13 protein-coding genes and 1 pseudogene are annotated in these 13,597 nt (G+C 67.6%); 4 read left to right on the top strand and 10 right to left on the bottom strand.

What is annotated here, in order from left to right:
* Window positions 1-6: 6 nt before the first annotated feature.
* A complete protein-coding gene (locus QUE33_RS15910; protein ID WP_350226478.1) occupies window positions 7-1,287 on the bottom strand; it encodes a GNAT family N-acetyltransferase in 1,281 nt (426 codons plus the stop codon).
* A 193-nt stretch (window positions 1,288-1,480) separates the two neighbouring features.
* Between QUE33_RS15910 and QUE33_RS00180 the strand changes: the two genes are divergently transcribed.
* Entirely contained in the window at window positions 1,481-2,800 is a 1,320-nt protein-coding gene (locus tag QUE33_RS00180; protein ID WP_434019604.1) for an ISL3 family transposase, read from the top strand.
* Between the two features lie 39 nt (window positions 2,801-2,839).
* Window positions 2,840-3,175, top strand: a complete 336-nt coding sequence (locus tag QUE33_RS00175) for a cupin domain-containing protein (protein WP_286301227.1) — start codon at window positions 2,840-2,842, stop codon at window positions 3,173-3,175.
* A 5-nt stretch (window positions 3,176-3,180) separates the two neighbouring features.
* On the opposite strand, the gene QUE33_RS00170 is transcribed toward QUE33_RS00175, so the two are convergent.
* The 7 genes and pseudogenes from QUE33_RS00170 to QUE33_RS00140 all read right to left on the bottom strand — a co-directional run bounded on the left by QUE33_RS00170 (window position 3,181) and on the right by QUE33_RS00140 (window position 11,158).
* On the bottom strand, window positions 3,181-4,497 hold the full coding sequence (locus tag QUE33_RS00170; RefSeq protein ID WP_378761348.1) for a multidrug effflux MFS transporter: 1,317 nt from the start codon (window positions 4,495-4,497) through the stop codon (window positions 3,181-3,183).
* A gap of 130 nt (window positions 4,498-4,627) precedes the next feature.
* On the bottom strand, window positions 4,628-5,785 hold the full coding sequence (locus tag QUE33_RS00165; RefSeq protein WP_286301225.1) for a cystathionine gamma-synthase: 1,158 nt from the start codon (window positions 5,783-5,785) through the stop codon (window positions 4,628-4,630).
* Window positions 5,786-5,857: 72 nt separating this feature from the next.
* Window positions 5,858-7,252 carry a cystathionine beta-synthase gene (locus tag QUE33_RS00160; RefSeq protein ID WP_286301224.1) on the bottom strand — a complete coding sequence of 465 codons (1,395 nt, stop codon included), beginning with the start codon at window positions 7,250-7,252 and terminating at the stop codon, window positions 5,858-5,860.
* 125 nt (window positions 7,253-7,377) lie between these two features.
* Window positions 7,378-8,346, bottom strand: coding sequence for a carbohydrate ABC transporter permease (locus QUE33_RS00155; protein WP_286301223.1), 969 nt, complete (start codon window positions 8,344-8,346; stop codon window positions 7,378-7,380).
* Between the two features lie 100 nt (window positions 8,347-8,446).
* Window positions 8,447-9,157, bottom strand: a pseudogene (locus QUE33_RS00150) (carbohydrate ABC transporter permease); the annotation flags it as partial.
* The gene (locus QUE33_RS00145; RefSeq protein WP_286301243.1) at window positions 9,139-9,684 is read right to left on the bottom strand and encodes a hypothetical protein; all 546 of its coding nucleotides are present in this window, start codon (window positions 9,682-9,684) and stop codon (window positions 9,139-9,141) included. The pseudogene QUE33_RS00150 and the gene QUE33_RS00145, both read right to left, overlap by 19 nt.
* A gap of 142 nt (window positions 9,685-9,826) precedes the next feature.
* Window positions 9,827-11,158 carry an ABC transporter substrate-binding protein gene (locus tag QUE33_RS00140; protein ID WP_286301222.1) on the bottom strand — a complete coding sequence of 444 codons (1,332 nt, stop codon included), beginning with the start codon at window positions 11,156-11,158 and terminating at the stop codon, window positions 9,827-9,829.
* Between the two features lie 248 nt (window positions 11,159-11,406).
* Between QUE33_RS00140 and QUE33_RS00135 the strand changes: the two genes are divergently transcribed.
* Both QUE33_RS00135 and QUE33_RS00130 read left to right on the top strand, forming a co-directional pair.
* Window positions 11,407-11,835 carry a LacI family DNA-binding transcriptional regulator gene (locus tag QUE33_RS00135; RefSeq protein ID WP_286303191.1) on the top strand — a complete coding sequence of 143 codons (429 nt, stop codon included), beginning with the start codon at window positions 11,407-11,409 and terminating at the stop codon, window positions 11,833-11,835.
* Window positions 11,754-12,413 (top strand): LacI family DNA-binding transcriptional regulator, encoded by a 660-nt coding sequence (locus QUE33_RS00130; protein ID WP_286303189.1) that lies wholly within the window; start codon window positions 11,754-11,756, stop codon window positions 12,411-12,413. The genes QUE33_RS00135 and QUE33_RS00130 overlap by 82 nt, the downstream gene beginning before the upstream one ends.
* A gap of 57 nt (window positions 12,414-12,470) precedes the next feature.
* Here QUE33_RS00130 and rplL read toward each other — a convergent pair whose 3' ends face one another.
* Both rplL and rplJ read right to left on the bottom strand, forming a co-directional pair.
* Window positions 12,471-12,854: a 50S ribosomal protein L7/L12 gene (rplL, locus tag QUE33_RS00125; RefSeq protein ID WP_286301221.1), complete on the bottom strand. Its 384-nt coding sequence runs from the start codon at window positions 12,852-12,854 to the stop codon at window positions 12,471-12,473.
* A 48-nt stretch (window positions 12,855-12,902) separates the two neighbouring features.
* Window positions 12,903-13,391 carry a 50S ribosomal protein L10 gene (gene rplJ, locus QUE33_RS00120; RefSeq protein ID WP_286301220.1) on the bottom strand — a complete coding sequence of 163 codons (489 nt, stop codon included), beginning with the start codon at window positions 13,389-13,391 and terminating at the stop codon, window positions 12,903-12,905.
* Window positions 13,392-13,597: the final 206 nt, after the last annotated feature.

The following is a 13,597-nucleotide window of genomic DNA, read 5'->3' as shown; positions in this document are numbered from 1 at the left end:
ACGGGGTCAGTCGAAACGGATGCCGTACATCGTCGTCTCCGGTCCGGACTCCAGCCGGTACATGCCGATGCGCTCATAGAAGGCTCCGGCGCCGGCGTTGGCAGGGTTCATCCCCAGGTGCAGACCCGGCACGCCCCGGCTCCGCAGCTCCGCGAACAGCGTCTCGATGAGGCGCCGCCCGAGCCCTTGCCCCTGGGTCTCGGGAAGCAGATCGATGTGCAGGTGCGCCGGATACTCCGCCGCATGCCGCTCGCGCCCGGGACCACGACCGCTCGCGTAGCCGATCATGCCGTCCTGGCGCGTCGGCTCCGGCTCGCCCGACAGCGGGTAGCGTGCCGCGACGCCCGGCCACCACTCATCCCGGAACCACGTCTCGAAGGTCTCGGTGTCGTCCGTCGACACGATGTAGCCGATGGTGCGACCGTCCGCCGATTCGACCACCCAGGTCAGATCCGGATGCCGCTGCGCATAGGGCACGGCGAAGATGTCGCCCCACAGCCGATCGTCGTCGAACAGCCCGGTCGCGTCACCACCGGCATCCGCTGTCCTCACGCACACCTCGTACAGCGCGTCGCGATCCGACGGGCGATAGGGGCGGATGCTCGACACAGGCGACTCCTTCCAGGCCGGCGCCGCGGCGGCGGACCCTGCCCAGCCTAGCGACGTCGCACCCTGACCTGCCCGGCCCAGCCGCACCCAGCGACCGAGCGCGGCGGCGACGATCAGCGAGGCAGCACCGCCGATCAGCATCCCGGCGACGGTGTCCGTCAGCCAGTGCACGCTGAGAATCGTGCGGGACAGCGCCATCGCGACGGTCCACACGACACCCGCCGCGCCCACCCACCGGCGCGGGAAGACGAGGAACACCACCAGGGCGACTGTCGCGGCATTCGCCGTATGCCCGGAGGGGAATGAACCGAAATCCGAGGCGACCAACAGGTCGTCCGGTCGTGCGCGACCGAACAGCTCCTTGAGCAGCTGCACGAACCCGACACTCACCAGCAGCGTGGCCGCGGCGTACACCGCGTCGCGTGGACGACGCATCGCCACCAGCGTCCCGAGCAGCAGCACCGGCACCACCACGGTCGCCACCCAGCCTCCGCCGATGACGTTCAGGGCGTACGAGGTCTCCAGCATCCACGGCTGACGGATGCCGACCATCAGGTCGTGCCAGCCCTGGTCGACCGTGTTCGCCACTCCGCCCGGGAGCAGCACCACGCCCCAGCCCAGCACGAGCGCGGCTGCCAGCAGTGCGCCGCCGCAGATCAGCATCCGGGATCGGGTCATCCTCACATTCTGCCTGTCGCGCGCCGGCCATCACGGCACGAGACCCGACCGGCCCGCTGTGTCGCATGCGGGGATATCCGGCTCTTCGGACATCCGGTGGGGGTGAGGCTCGCCGGGTGATGTTCGGCGGGTAGGGGTCGAGGTCCCCGAGGATCAGTAGCGCTAACTGTCTGATCTTCACGAGGACCTCGACGTGCTTCACCCTACTTCGGGGTGCGCTTCTGCGCGCTCTGCGACTGATCCGTGTTCCCGCTGCGACGTTCTGCTGGGTCTTCCTGATGTCCATGTCGAGCGCGTCGACCGTCGCGACGGGCTGCTGGTGGTGACGGTCTCGACGCCAGCGGCACCGACCGGCTGTCCCTCGTGTGGGGTCGTCGCGACCGGTCGTGGCCGCCGCCGACGGGTGCTTCATGATGTGCCCGCGACGACGCGGGTGCGGATTGTGTGGCGGCAGCGGGTCTGGCGGTGCGATGAGGTGGGATGCGCGCGGCGGACGTTCGTGGAGCAACTCCCGGGCCTGGTCGCCCGGCGCGGGTCGATCACCACGCGCGCCGTCGGCTGGGCGATCGGGCAGTTGCGCCGCGAGCACGCCACCGTGCACGGTATCGCCCGTCAGCTCGGCACGTCGTGGAAGACGGTGTGGCGCGCTGTCGAGCCTGAGTTGGAGCGGCTCGCGGCCGACGAGTCCCGGTTCGAGAACGTCACCACGCTCGGTGTCGATGAGCACATCTGGCATCACGTCGACCCCCGCAAGAGCGGTCCGAAGGAGCTGACCGGGATGGTCGATCTGAGCCGCGACAGCACCGGAAAGACGCGGGCCAGGCTGCTTGACCTGGTGCCTGGCCGCTCCGGGAAGGCCTACGCGTCCTGGCTCGCCGAACGCGGCGAAGCGTTCCGGAGGAACGTGAAGGTCGCCGCTCTTGACCCGTTCGCCGGCTACAAGACCGCGATCGACGACAAGCTCGAAGACGCCACGGCCGTGCTGGACGCGTTCCACGTCGTCAAGCTCGGCACCGCCGCCGTCGACGAGGTCCGCCGCCGGGTTCAGCAGGACACCCTCGGGCATCGCGGTCGTAAGGGCGACCCGCTCTACGGGATCCAGACCATCCTCCGCGCCGGCGCCGAGAACCTCACCGAGAAGCAGCGGACCAGACTCGCGGCAGCGATCGAGGCCGACCCCGCGCACGACGAGGTGTTCGTCGCGTGGCAGTGCGCCCAGCAACTGCGTTCCGCCTACCACCAGAAGGACCTCGCCGAGGGGCGACGGATCGCGCAGAAGGTCGTCGAGTCGTTCCACACCTGCCCGATCCCCGAGATCGCCCGCCTCGGCCGCACCCTCCGCCACTGGCGAGCCGCGTTCCTGGCGTACTTCACGACCGGACGATCATCGAACGGCGGAACTGAGGCCGTGAACGGGATCATCGAGCTGCACCGCCGCCTCGCCCGCGGCTTCCGCAACCGCGACAACTACCGGCTCCGCATGCTCCTCGCCGCCGGCGGCCTCACCCCATGACCCCCACCGAAAGTCCGAAGAGCCGGATATCCTCAGGCTATGAGCTTCGCAACCTCCCACCTCCTGCTCGCCGCCTCCGGCGCCGACCTCGTCGCCGCCCATCCTGTGGAGGAGGGTCGAGTCCGCCCGCACCGGACCCTGGATGGCGACGGATTCAAGATCAGGACGCTGGTGATGGATGCCGGAGCGCTGCTGCGCGAGCATCGGGCGCCGGTGCCGATCCTGGTGCAGGTCGTGTCGGGGCGGATCCTGTTCCGAGTCGACGGCGTCGAGTACGATATGACGGCGGGCGGATCGATCCAGGTCGAGGCATCCGTCCCGCACGAGCTCGAGGCGATCGATGCCGCACACGTGCTGCTCACTCTGATGGGCTGATCGGCTCAGGGTGCGAGCATCGCGACCGAGCGAGGGCGCACGATCAGCCACAGCGACAGGATCGCCACCACCGCACAGCCGGCCATGACGGTCGCCATCGTGGTCGCCGTGATCCCCGAGCCCACGGATATCAGTCCCACCACGGGAGAGATGATCGCCGCGACACCGAAGTTGCACGCCCCGAGAACGGATGCCGCGGTTCCGGCGGCATTGCCGTGCCGGTCCAGCGCCAGCACCTGCACGCACGGGAAGGTGAAGCCGCAGGCCGTCATGAACAGCCACAGCGGGATGACCGTTCCCCAGAAGCCCGCGCCGACCTGGTCGCAGACGATGATCGTGGTCCCGGCGAACAGCAGCATCCCCGTGGAGAAGGCCATCACCCACTGCGGTCCGAAGCGCGCAGCCAGACGCGACGCGGCCTGCACACCGCCGACCACGCCGAGGGAGTTCGCCGCGAACAGCAGACCGTACTGCTGCGGATCCAGTCCGTGCGTCTGCTGAAACAGGAACGGCGACGCCGACAGGTACGAGAACAGGCCCGAGAAGGTCATGCCGCCGATGATGAGCACACCCACGAACACCCGGTCGGAGAAGACGCTGCGATAGCGCTGCAGCATGGTGCTCGATCCGCGTTCCTGTCGACGCGCCCTCGGCAGGGTCTCGGGGATCAGCGTGGATACCGCGACGAGCATCACCAGGCCGTAGGCGGCGAGCACGACGAAGATACCCCGCCAGGGCATGACCACCAGCAGAGCGGAGCCCGCGATCGGGGCGACGACCGGCGCCACGCCCGAGACCAGCGCAAGGCGCGAGAGCATGACGACCAGCCGCTTGCCGCCGAACAGATCCCGCACGATCGCCATCGCCACGACGCCGCCCGCCGCAGCTCCGATCCCCATCACCACGCGCGCGACGCCGAGCAGGAGCAGATCGGGCGCAATCGCCGCGGCGATGCTCGCGAGCACGTGCAACGCGGTCACGACGATCAGCGGAACCCGGCGCCCCACCTTGTCGCTGAGCGGCCCCACCACCAGCTGGCCGAGCGCGAAGCCGATCATCGTACCGGTCAGGGTGAGCTGGATCATCGCCGCCGAGGTCGCGAAGTCTGCCTCGAGCTGAGGGAAGGCCGGCAGATACAGGTCGATCGTGAACGGTCCGAGCGCGGTGAGCGCCCCCAGCACGATGATGTACAGCACCCGCCGCGGGGTGGAGATGGCATCTCCCGGGTGCAGGACAATCGGAGCCGTCGCCGGATCCACGCCCAGGGTGCGGATGGCCCCGGTGGGCGTGGAGGTGCGGATGGTTCCGGTGATGGCCCGGATGCTGCCGGTGGGCGTGCGTTCGTCGGTCACTGAGGACTTTCGCGGGAGAGGGCGGATGCTGCACCGAATCGATTCGACGCAGAAAAGTCCATGCTACTGCACGGCCGCGAGGGCAGCCCCGCGAGCGTGGTCAGGATGCCGCGATGCGGGCCAGACCCTCTTCGAGATCGGCGATGAGGTCGGCGACATCCTCGATGCCCACCGACAGCCGCACGATGTTCTCCGGCACGGCCAGCGCGGTCCCGCGCACCGAGGCGTGGGTCATCTCCGGCGGGTAGCCGATCAGCGACTCCACCCCGCCGAGAGACTCGGCGAGCTGGAACACCGAGGTCGACTCGGCGAACGCCCGAGCGGCCGCGGGCCCCGCCGAGAGACCGAGCGAGAGCATCCCGCCGAACCCGCTCATCTGCCGTGCAGCGATCTCGTGGCCGGGGTGCGAGGCGAGCCCCGGGTAGAACACGTCGGCGAACTCGGGGCGTGACGCAGCCCACTCCGCGATCGCCTGCGCATTCTCGCTGTGCTGGCGCACCCGCACGGCGAGCGTCTTGATGCCGCGCGTGGTCAGCCAGGCATCCAGCGGTGCCGAGACCGCACCGACGGCGAACTGCTGGAACTTCACCTGCTCCACGAAGCGGTCGTCTCCGAACACCACCGCACCGCCGAGCACGTCGGAATGCCCGCCCAGGTATTTGGTCGTGGAGTGCACCACCACATCGGCACCGAGCGCGAGCGGCTGCTGCAGTGCGGGCGAGGCGAACGTGTTGTCGACCACGAGGATCGCCCCCGCGGTGTGCGCCGCCTCAGCGATCACGGCGATGTCGACGATCTTCAGCAGCGGGTTGCTGGGCGTCTCGAGCCACACGATCTTCGTCTCAGGACGCACCGCGGCGCGCACGGCATCCGCCGACTGCAGATCGACCGTGGTCGTCTCGATCCCCCACGGCGCGAGCACCTTCGTCAGCAGCCGATAGGTTCCGCCGTACACATCGTTGCCGAGCAGCACATGGTCGCCGGGGCGGAGGATGCCGCGCAGCAGCGCGTCCTCAGCGGCGAGGCCCGAGGCGAACGACAGCGCCGACGCTCCGCCCTCAAGGGCGGCGAGCTGAGTCTCCAGCGAGGAGCGGGTCGGATTGCCCGCGCGGTTGTACTCGAAGCCGCCACGGTAGCCGCCGATGCCGTCCTGCACGTGCGTGGAGGCCTGGTAGATCGGCGGGATGATCGCGCCGGTGAGCGGATCAGGCTGCTGCCCGGCGTGGATGGCTCGAGTGGCGAAGGCGCGGTCGGTCATGGCCTTACGATACGTCCGGTGCGCTCCACGCATCCGATCCTGTTACGTCATGCGACGACGGACGGATGCCGGTCATCGGGCCAGATAGGCCAGCAGGTCCTGCCGGGTGAGCACCGTGTGCGGGCGTCCCCCGCTCGTGACGAGCAGGGCATCCGCATCGGCCAGCGCTGCGCGCGCCTGCGCGACCGTGGCGTGGATGCCGACCAGCGGAAGGGGCGCGGCGACATGCGCGCGAACCGGATCGCTCGGCTGCGCCTCCCCGCGGAACAGCCGATCCAACAGCCCCTTCTCGTCGACCGCGCCGAGCACCTCTCCCATCATCACCGGCGGCTCGGCACTGAGCACGACCAGCTGCGAGACGGCGTACTCCGACATGATGCCGATCGCCTCCAGCACGGTCTCGTCGGGGTGCGTGTGCACGAGCGCGGGGATGCTGCGGCCGGTGGGCTGCTTCTGCTTGACGACGGTGTCCCGCGCGGCCAGCACATCGGCCACGGTCTCTTCCTCCTGCACCTCGCTGAAGCCGTAGGACCGCATCCACGAGTCATTGAAGATCTTGCCGAGGTAGCCGCGCCCGCCGTCGGGTAGCAGCACCACCATCACGGCATCCGCGGGCAGGTTCTGCGCGACGCGCAGCGCTCCGACCACCGCCATGCCGCTGGATCCGCCGACGAGGACGCCCTCTTCTCGGGCGAGTCGGCGGGTCATGGCGAAGGCCTCGGCATCCGTCACCGCGACGATCTCGTGCGGCACCTGCGGGTCGTACGCCCCCGGCCAGATGTCCTCCCCCACGCCCTCCACGAGGTACGGCCGTCCGGTGCCGCCGGAGTAGACGCTGCCCTCGGGATCCACACCGACGATGCGCACGCCGCCGTCGGAGACCTCTCGCAGGTACCGCCCAGTGCCGGTGATCGTCCCCCCGGTGCCGACGCCGGCGACGAAGTGGGTGATCCGGCCGTCGGTGTCGCGCCAGATCTCCGGACCGGTGGTCTCGTAGTGGCTGCGCGGGCCGTTCGGGTTCTCGTACTGGTTCGGCTTGAAGGCGCCCGGGATGTCTCGTGCGAGCCGGTCGCTGACGCTGTAGTACGACTCCGGGCTGTCGGCAGGGACGGATGTCGGCGTGACGACCACCTCGGCGCCGTACGCACGCAGCACGTCGATCTTGTCCTGTCCGACCTTGTCGGGCACGACGAACACGCAGCGGTAGCCGCGCTGCTGTGCCACCAGAGCCAGGCCGACGCCGGTGTTGCCGCTGGTGGGCTCGACGATCGTGCCGCCCGGCCGCAGCTGGCCCGAGGCCTCGGCAGCGTCGATGATGCGCGTCGCGATGCGGTCCTTGGCGGAGCCGCCGGGGTTCAGGTACTCGAGCTTGACGAGCACGGTGCAGGCGATGCCGTCGGTCACCCGGTTGAGCTTGACCAGGGGCGTGTCGCCGACCAGGTCGACGATGTTCTCGGCATAGCGCATGCGTTTCAGGCTAAGCGCGGGAACACCGGATGCCGCGTTTGTTTCACCCCGCTATATGGCGCTCGTGCACGGTTTCGGGTCGGAATCCGTGCACGAGCGCCATATAGACGGGTTCTGCGGGAGGGTCAGCCCTTCGTCGCGCCGGCCAGCAGGCCGCGGACGAAGAAGCGCTGCAGCGCGAAGAACACGATCAGCGGCACGATGATCGAGATGAACGTACCCGCCGACTGCAGGAACCACCTGTTGCCCCAGGTTCCGGACAGCGAGTTCAGCGCCTGGGTGATCGGCAGGGCCCCCGGCGAGGCGAAGATGGTCGCGACCAGCAGATCGTTCCACACCCACAGGAACTGGAAGATGCCGAACGAGGCGATCGCCGGCATCGCCAGCGGCAGGATGATGCGGAAGAACACCTGGCCGTGACCGGCGCCGTCCACCCGGGCCGCCTCGACGATGTCGCCGGGGATCTCGGAGATGAAGTTGTGCAGCATGAACGTGGCCAGCGGCAGCGCGAAGATCGCGTGCGCGATCCACACCCGGGCGAAGCTGTAGTCCAGGTCGTTCAGCGTGAACCCGGGGAACACCACCACATCGCCCAGCGTGAGTCCGGTGGAGAACAGGCTCAGCAGCGGCACCAGGGCCATCTGCAGCGGCACGATCTGCAGCGCGAACACGAACACGAACAGCAGGTTGCGGCCCTTGAAGTCGATCCACGCGAACGCGTAGGCGGCCAGCGAGGCGAGGGCGATCGGGAACACCGTGGCCGGGATGGTGATCGCGAGGGAGTTCACGAACGCGACGGCCAGCGTCGTCGACGTTCCACCGGCGGTCAGCGCCTCGAAGTAGTTCTCTAGCGTGAACGCGGGATCGGTGAAGGCGGTCCACCAGCCGGTCGACTGTGTGTCCGCACCGGGGCGGAACGAGGTGACGAGCAGCCCGAAGGTGGGAATCGTCCAGAAGAAGGCGATGATCACCGCGGCGAGCGTGGCGCCCTTCGACGTGAGCTTCTTGTGGGCGATGGCCTCGTTGCGGCGGGTCTCGCGTTCGATCTGACGCTTGCTGCGACCGTCCAGGACGACGGCTTCTGTGGCGGTCATCAGCGGATCTCCTCTGCTTGGTCAACGATCGGGCGTTGTAGATGATCAGGGGCAGCACGAACAGGAACAGCACCACGGCCAGCGCCGAGGAGTGCCCGTAGCTCTGGAAGCGCTGCTGCTGGTTGACCATCTCGAAGCCGAGCACGGTGGTGTCGTCGCGACCGCCGGTCATCACGGCGACGATGTCGTACACCTTCAGCGACATGATCGTGATGGTGGTGAGCACGACGATCAGCGAGGATCGGATGCCGGGCACCGTCACGTTCGTGAAGCGCTGCCAGGCATTCGTGCCGTCCAGCTCGGCCGCTTCGATCTGCTCGACCGGAACCGCCTTGATCGCCGCCGACAGGATGACCATCGCGAACCCGGTCTGGGTCCAGATGAAGACGATCAGCAGCATGAACGTGTTGATCAGCGGCTTGACCGCCAGCCAGTTGACCGGGTCGCCGCCGAACATCGTGACGATGGCATTCATCAGGCCGAGCTGGTCGCCCTGCCGGTAGTCGTACATGAACTTCCAGATGATGCCGGCGCCGACGAACGAGATCGCGACGGGCATGAACACCAGCACCTTCAGCACCTTCTCGCCGCGGGCCTTGTCGATGAAGACCGCATAGGCCAGGCCGAAGGCGACCGAGATGGTCGGTGCCAGCAGCGCCCAGATGAGTGTGTTGATGACAGACCAGGTGCCCTCGGCGTTCGTGAAGACCCAGACGTAGTTGTCCAGACCGACGAAGTCGGTGCCGGTCTTGTCGAAGAAGGACTTCACGAAGGTCGCGATGGCCGGGTAGATCAGACCCAGCAGCAGCATGATCGATGCCGGGGCCATGAAGAGGATGAGCTGGAACAGGTAGCCGGCCCCTGCCGGGAGCGATAGTCGGCGAAGAACAGCAGCGCCCCGGAGAGCAGCGCGATCGCCACCACGTAGAACACTGCGTTGGCGTAGGGGCGCAGCATCATGAAGGCGAGAAGCGGGATCACCAGGCAGGCGACGAGCCGCATGATGAAGTAGCCCCTGCCCGGACGCGGTGCGTATTCGATGAGCACCAGCAGCACCGCCACCACGGCACCGAACACCGCCAGCACCACCGGGATCTGAAGCAGCGGATGCAGGTTGCCCAGCCACATGAAGAAGGTGTTGAGCGACACCGGGCCCAGCGCGATGCGCACCGGATCCTCGACCGGTGCCGAGAAGAGCAGCAGGAAGAACAGAGCGGCGATCAGGACGAAGCCGACCACGACGATCGTGCGCGTGAGCCTGCGGCCCTTCGCATCGGCACCGTGCGTGGTCTGCGGCAGCTCATCCGTCTGTACGTCGTCGACGATGACTTGCGACATGGATTCCCCTTCTGGGTACGGCTCCGGCCTGCGCCGGCGCGGCTGGGTCGTGAGGTGTGCGACCCAGGGAGGTGCGTGCGGGGTCGGGCGTGTGCCCGACCCCGCACCTGTCAGCAGGTTGCGCTCAGACTAGCGCGAGCTGTCAGTTCTCGTAACCCGCCTGGATGTTGGCGAGCACCTCGTCGGTGGACTTGCCGTCGATCCAGTCGACCATGCCCTTCCAGAACGAGCCCGAGCCGACCGTGGACGGCATCAGATCGGATGCGTCGAAGCGGAAGGTGGTGTTGTCGTCCTGCATGATCTTCATGGCTTCCTGCAGGAACTCGCTCGAGGCCAGGCTCGGGTCGGCGTTCTTGTTTGCGGAGAGCACGCCGCCCAGCTCAACGCGAGCGTCGGCGAACTCGGGCGAGGCCATGAACTCGAGCACCTTGACGGTGGACGGGTCGGCGTTGAAGCTGGCGACGAACTCGCCACCGCCCTCGACGCTCAGCTCGCCCTCCTTGACACCCGGCATCAGGAACGCGTAGACGTCACCGTCGGGGTCGACCGTCGGGGTCTCGCCATCGGCGTTCTTCACGTCGAGGAAGTTCGCCGACAGGAACGACGCCTGGTGGGTCAGTGCGCAGGTGCCGTCGGCCACCTTGGCCGCCACGTCACCGAACGCCGTCGAGTTGATGCTCTTGACTCCACCGAACCCGGCGTTGACGTAGTCCGGGTTCTTCAGGATCGAGCCGACGGCGTCGAACGCCTCCTTGATCTCGGGGTCGGTGAACTTCACGTCGCCGTCGATCCACTTGTCGTAGACCTCGGGGCCGGACTGGCGCAGAACCATGTCCTCGATCCAGTCGGTTCCCGGCCAGCCGGAGGCCGCATCGGAGAAGAATCCGGCGCACCAGGGTGCGTCACCCGTCTTCTCGCGGATCGTGTCGGTGAGCGAGATCATCTCGTCCCAGGTCTTGGGAACCTCGACGCCCCACTCCTTGAACTTCTGCGGCGAGTACCAGATGTAGCCCTTGAGGTTGGCGAGCATCGGCGCCGCGTAGAACGTGCCGTCGAAGGTGCCGTAGTTCTTCCAGTCTTCGGACCAGTTCTCGTCGACTGCCTTCGAGACGCTGTCCGGCGCCTCCTTGACCTTGCCGGTCTCGACCAGGGTCTTCAGCAGGCCGGGCTGCGGGACGATCGCGATGTCGGGCGCGTCGCCACCGGTCACCTTGGTGACGATGTTGCCCTCGAAGCTCTTGTCACCGGTGTACTCGACCTTGATGCCGGTGTCCTTGGTGAACTGCTCGAACGACTTGTTGAGGTCTTCGGCCTCCGAGCCGGTGATGCCGCCGGAGATGCGGATCGTCGTCTTGCCGTCGCTGTCGCCGTTGCCGCCGCCCGGTGTCGCTTCCGCGCACCCGGTCAGGGCGATCGCAGCCGCACCGACCAGAGCGAGGGGAGCGAGAAGGCGGTATCGCTGTGACAAAGCCATGTGTTTTCTCCTCTTTGGGTGGATCCCGGTCCCTCACGGGCGGCGATCTCCGCTGCCCTTGAGGAACCGATTCCAGGACAACCTACTTGCCCTGGGCGCCCTTTCACAACGCCACGCACAGAGATCTTCACAACCGTTGTGGAGACGTGATGCGTTTCGTGGGAGCGCTCCCAAAGCCTAACCTGTGGAACCGGTTCCCTTCGACACCCGAATCCGGATACGCTGTCGAGAGCCCCTCCGGAGGATTCATGAGCACGATCGCCGATGTCGCCGCGCGCGCCGGCGTCTCCAAAGCCACAGCCAGTCGCGCCCTCAGCGGCGGCGGCTACGTCTCGGATGCCGCACGCACCAGGGTGCTGACCGCTGCGAGCGAGCTGGACTACATCGCGCACTCCTCGGCGATGAGCTTGGCGACCGGTCGCTCGCTGTCTGTCGGGGTGATCCTGCCGGCACTGGACCGCTGGTTCTTCACAGAGCTGCTCGCCGGCATCCAGGACGAGCTGCTGGCATCCGGCCTGGATCTCGTGCTGTACGGCATCGGCGAGGGCACCGCCGAACGAGCGCGCCTCTTCGAGAAGGTACTCCCCGCCGGCGCCTGGACGGCATCATCGCCGTCGGCATCCAGCCCAGCGCCCGCGAACTCGAGCGGCTCGTGCAGGTCGATTCGCCCCTGGTGAGCGTCGGCGCCTACCGGGAGCACACCAGCGCCGTCTCGATCGACGACGCCGCCGCCGCGCGCATCGCGACCGAGCACCTCATCGACCTCGGGCACCGCGACATCGTCTTCCTCTGCGGACGGGCGGATGCCGCGACCCATGCCTACGGCGACGAGCAGCGACGCGCCGGCTACCGATCGGCGATGACCGCGGCCGATCTGGAATCGCACATCAGATTCGCCGAAGGGGCGCCGACCATGCCCGGCGGCTACGAGGCAGGGGTGCGGATGCTGGGCGACCGCCAGCATCGCCCCACGGCCGTGCTCGCCGTCTGCGACGAGGCTGCGATCGGCGCCATGATCGCCGCGCGGCGGCTCGGCCTGTCTGTGCCTGCCGAGCTCAGCATCGTCGGCATCGACGATCATGAGCATGCTGAGATGTTCACCCTCACGACGGTCCGGCAGCAGCCGCGCGCCCAGGGCCGGGCCGCCGTCGAGCTGCTGCGCCAGCACATCAAGGCGCCGGATGCGGCATCCGTGCAGCGCGTGCTGCCCTCCGAACTCGTCGTGCGCGCATCGACGGCCGTTCCCCGTGCATAGCAGAAGGCCCCGGGATGTCCCGGGGCCTTCTGGAAGTATCGACGCTGCGAGGCGTGATTACTTGAGGGTGACCGTGGCTCCAGCGGCCTCGAGGACCTCCTTGGCCTTCTCGGCGGCCTCCTTGTTGGCGCCCTCCAGGACGGCCTTGGGGGCACCGTCGACGACGGCCTTGGCCTCGCCGAGGCCGAGCGAGGTGAGCTCGCGGACAGCCTTGATGACCTGGATCTTCTTGTCGCCGGCAGCCTCGAGGATGACGTCGAACGAGTCCTTCTCCTCCTCGGCAGCGGCCTCGCCTGCGCCACCGGCAGCGCCGGCAACGGCGACGGGGGCGGCAGCGGTGACGTCGAACTTCTCCTCGAACGCCTTCACGAACTCGCTGAGCTCGACAAGGGTAAGGCCAGCAAACTGCTCCAGCAGCTCCTCAGTGGTGAGCTTCGCCATGATGTATCTCCTAATAAATGGGGTTTGGGTGAGGAAAACGCTGGTCGCTCACGCGGCCTCTGCGGTCTCCAGCTTTTCGCGAAGCGCGTCGATGGTGGCGGCAGCCTTGCCCATCGTCGCCTTCATCATGCCCGCAGCCTTCGCCAGCAGAACCTCACGGCTCTCGAGCGAGGCGTACTTGTTGACCTCGTCGGCGTCGAGGGTCTTGCCCTCGAACACGCCGCCCTTGATCACGAGAAGCGGGTTGGCCTTGGCGAAGTCACGCAGAGCCTTGGCAGTGGCGACGAAGTCACCGTGCACGAACGCGACGGCCGACGGACCCTTGAGGTCGTCGTCCAGCGTCGTGATCCCCGCGTTGTTGGCGGCGATCTTGGTCAGCGTGTTCTTCACCACGGCGTACTCCGCGTCCTGACGGATGTCGTTGCGCAGCTGCTTGAGCTGGGCAACCGTCAGACCGCGGTACTCGGTCAGCAGGACGGCGTTCGAGTTCTCGAAGTTCTTCGTGAGCTCGGCAACCGTTGCATCCTTCTGCGCCATGGTCACTCCTTACGTGTACGGACGCCGCGCGGCTGCGCAACGTCGACCTCGACCACCACCCGGCTCAAACAAAAACGCTCCGGCGCAAGCGCACGGAGCGTGGATCTCAAGGAGAAACTCTCTATGACACCTGCGCGGGCCCCTGCTGAGCAGTGCTTCGATCCTCGTGTTCGCACACGACGATGACCGGCGGTCTTCGGTTACGC

The sequence above is a fragment of the Microbacterium suwonense genome, from assembly GCF_030296555.1.
GTDB classification, from domain to species: Bacteria; Actinomycetota; Actinomycetes; order Actinomycetales; family Microbacteriaceae; genus Microbacterium; species Microbacterium suwonense.
Note: the sequence above shows the minus strand (reverse complement) of the source record. Positions and strands in the feature narration are given on the sequence as shown.

Coding starts and splice junctions, on each gene's coding strand:
- rplL (WP_286301221.1), bottom strand. CDS start 12,854: ATGGCGAAGCTCACCACTGAGGAGCTGCTGGAGCAGTTTGCTGGCCTT.
- QUE33_RS00135 (WP_286303191.1), top strand. CDS start 11,407: ATGAGCACGATCGCCGATGTCGCCGCGCGCGCCGGCGTCTCCAAAGCC.
- QUE33_RS00175 (WP_286301227.1), top strand. CDS start 2,840: ATGAGCTTCGCAACCTCCCACCTCCTGCTCGCCGCCTCCGGCGCCGAC.
- QUE33_RS00160 (WP_286301224.1), bottom strand. CDS start 7,252: ATGCGCTATGCCGAGAACATCGTCGACCTGGTCGGCGACACGCCCCTG.
- QUE33_RS00145 (WP_286301243.1), bottom strand. CDS start 9,684: ATGTCGCAAGTCATCGTCGACGACGTACAGACGGATGAGCTGCCGCAG.
- rplJ (WP_286301220.1), bottom strand. CDS start 13,391: ATGGCGCAGAAGGATGCAACGGTTGCCGAGCTCACGAAGAACTTCGAG.
- QUE33_RS15910 (WP_350226478.1), bottom strand. CDS start 1,287: ATGACCCGATCCCGGATGCTGATCTGCGGCGGCGCACTGCTGGCAGCC.
- QUE33_RS00155 (WP_286301223.1), bottom strand. CDS start 8,346: ATGACCGCCACAGAAGCCGTCGTCCTGGACGGTCGCAGCAAGCGTCAG.
- QUE33_RS00140 (WP_286301222.1), bottom strand. CDS start 11,158: ATGGCTTTGTCACAGCGATACCGCCTTCTCGCTCCCCTCGCTCTGGTC.
- QUE33_RS00165 (WP_286301225.1), bottom strand. CDS start 5,785: ATGACCGACCGCGCCTTCGCCACTCGAGCCATCCACGCCGGGCAGCAG.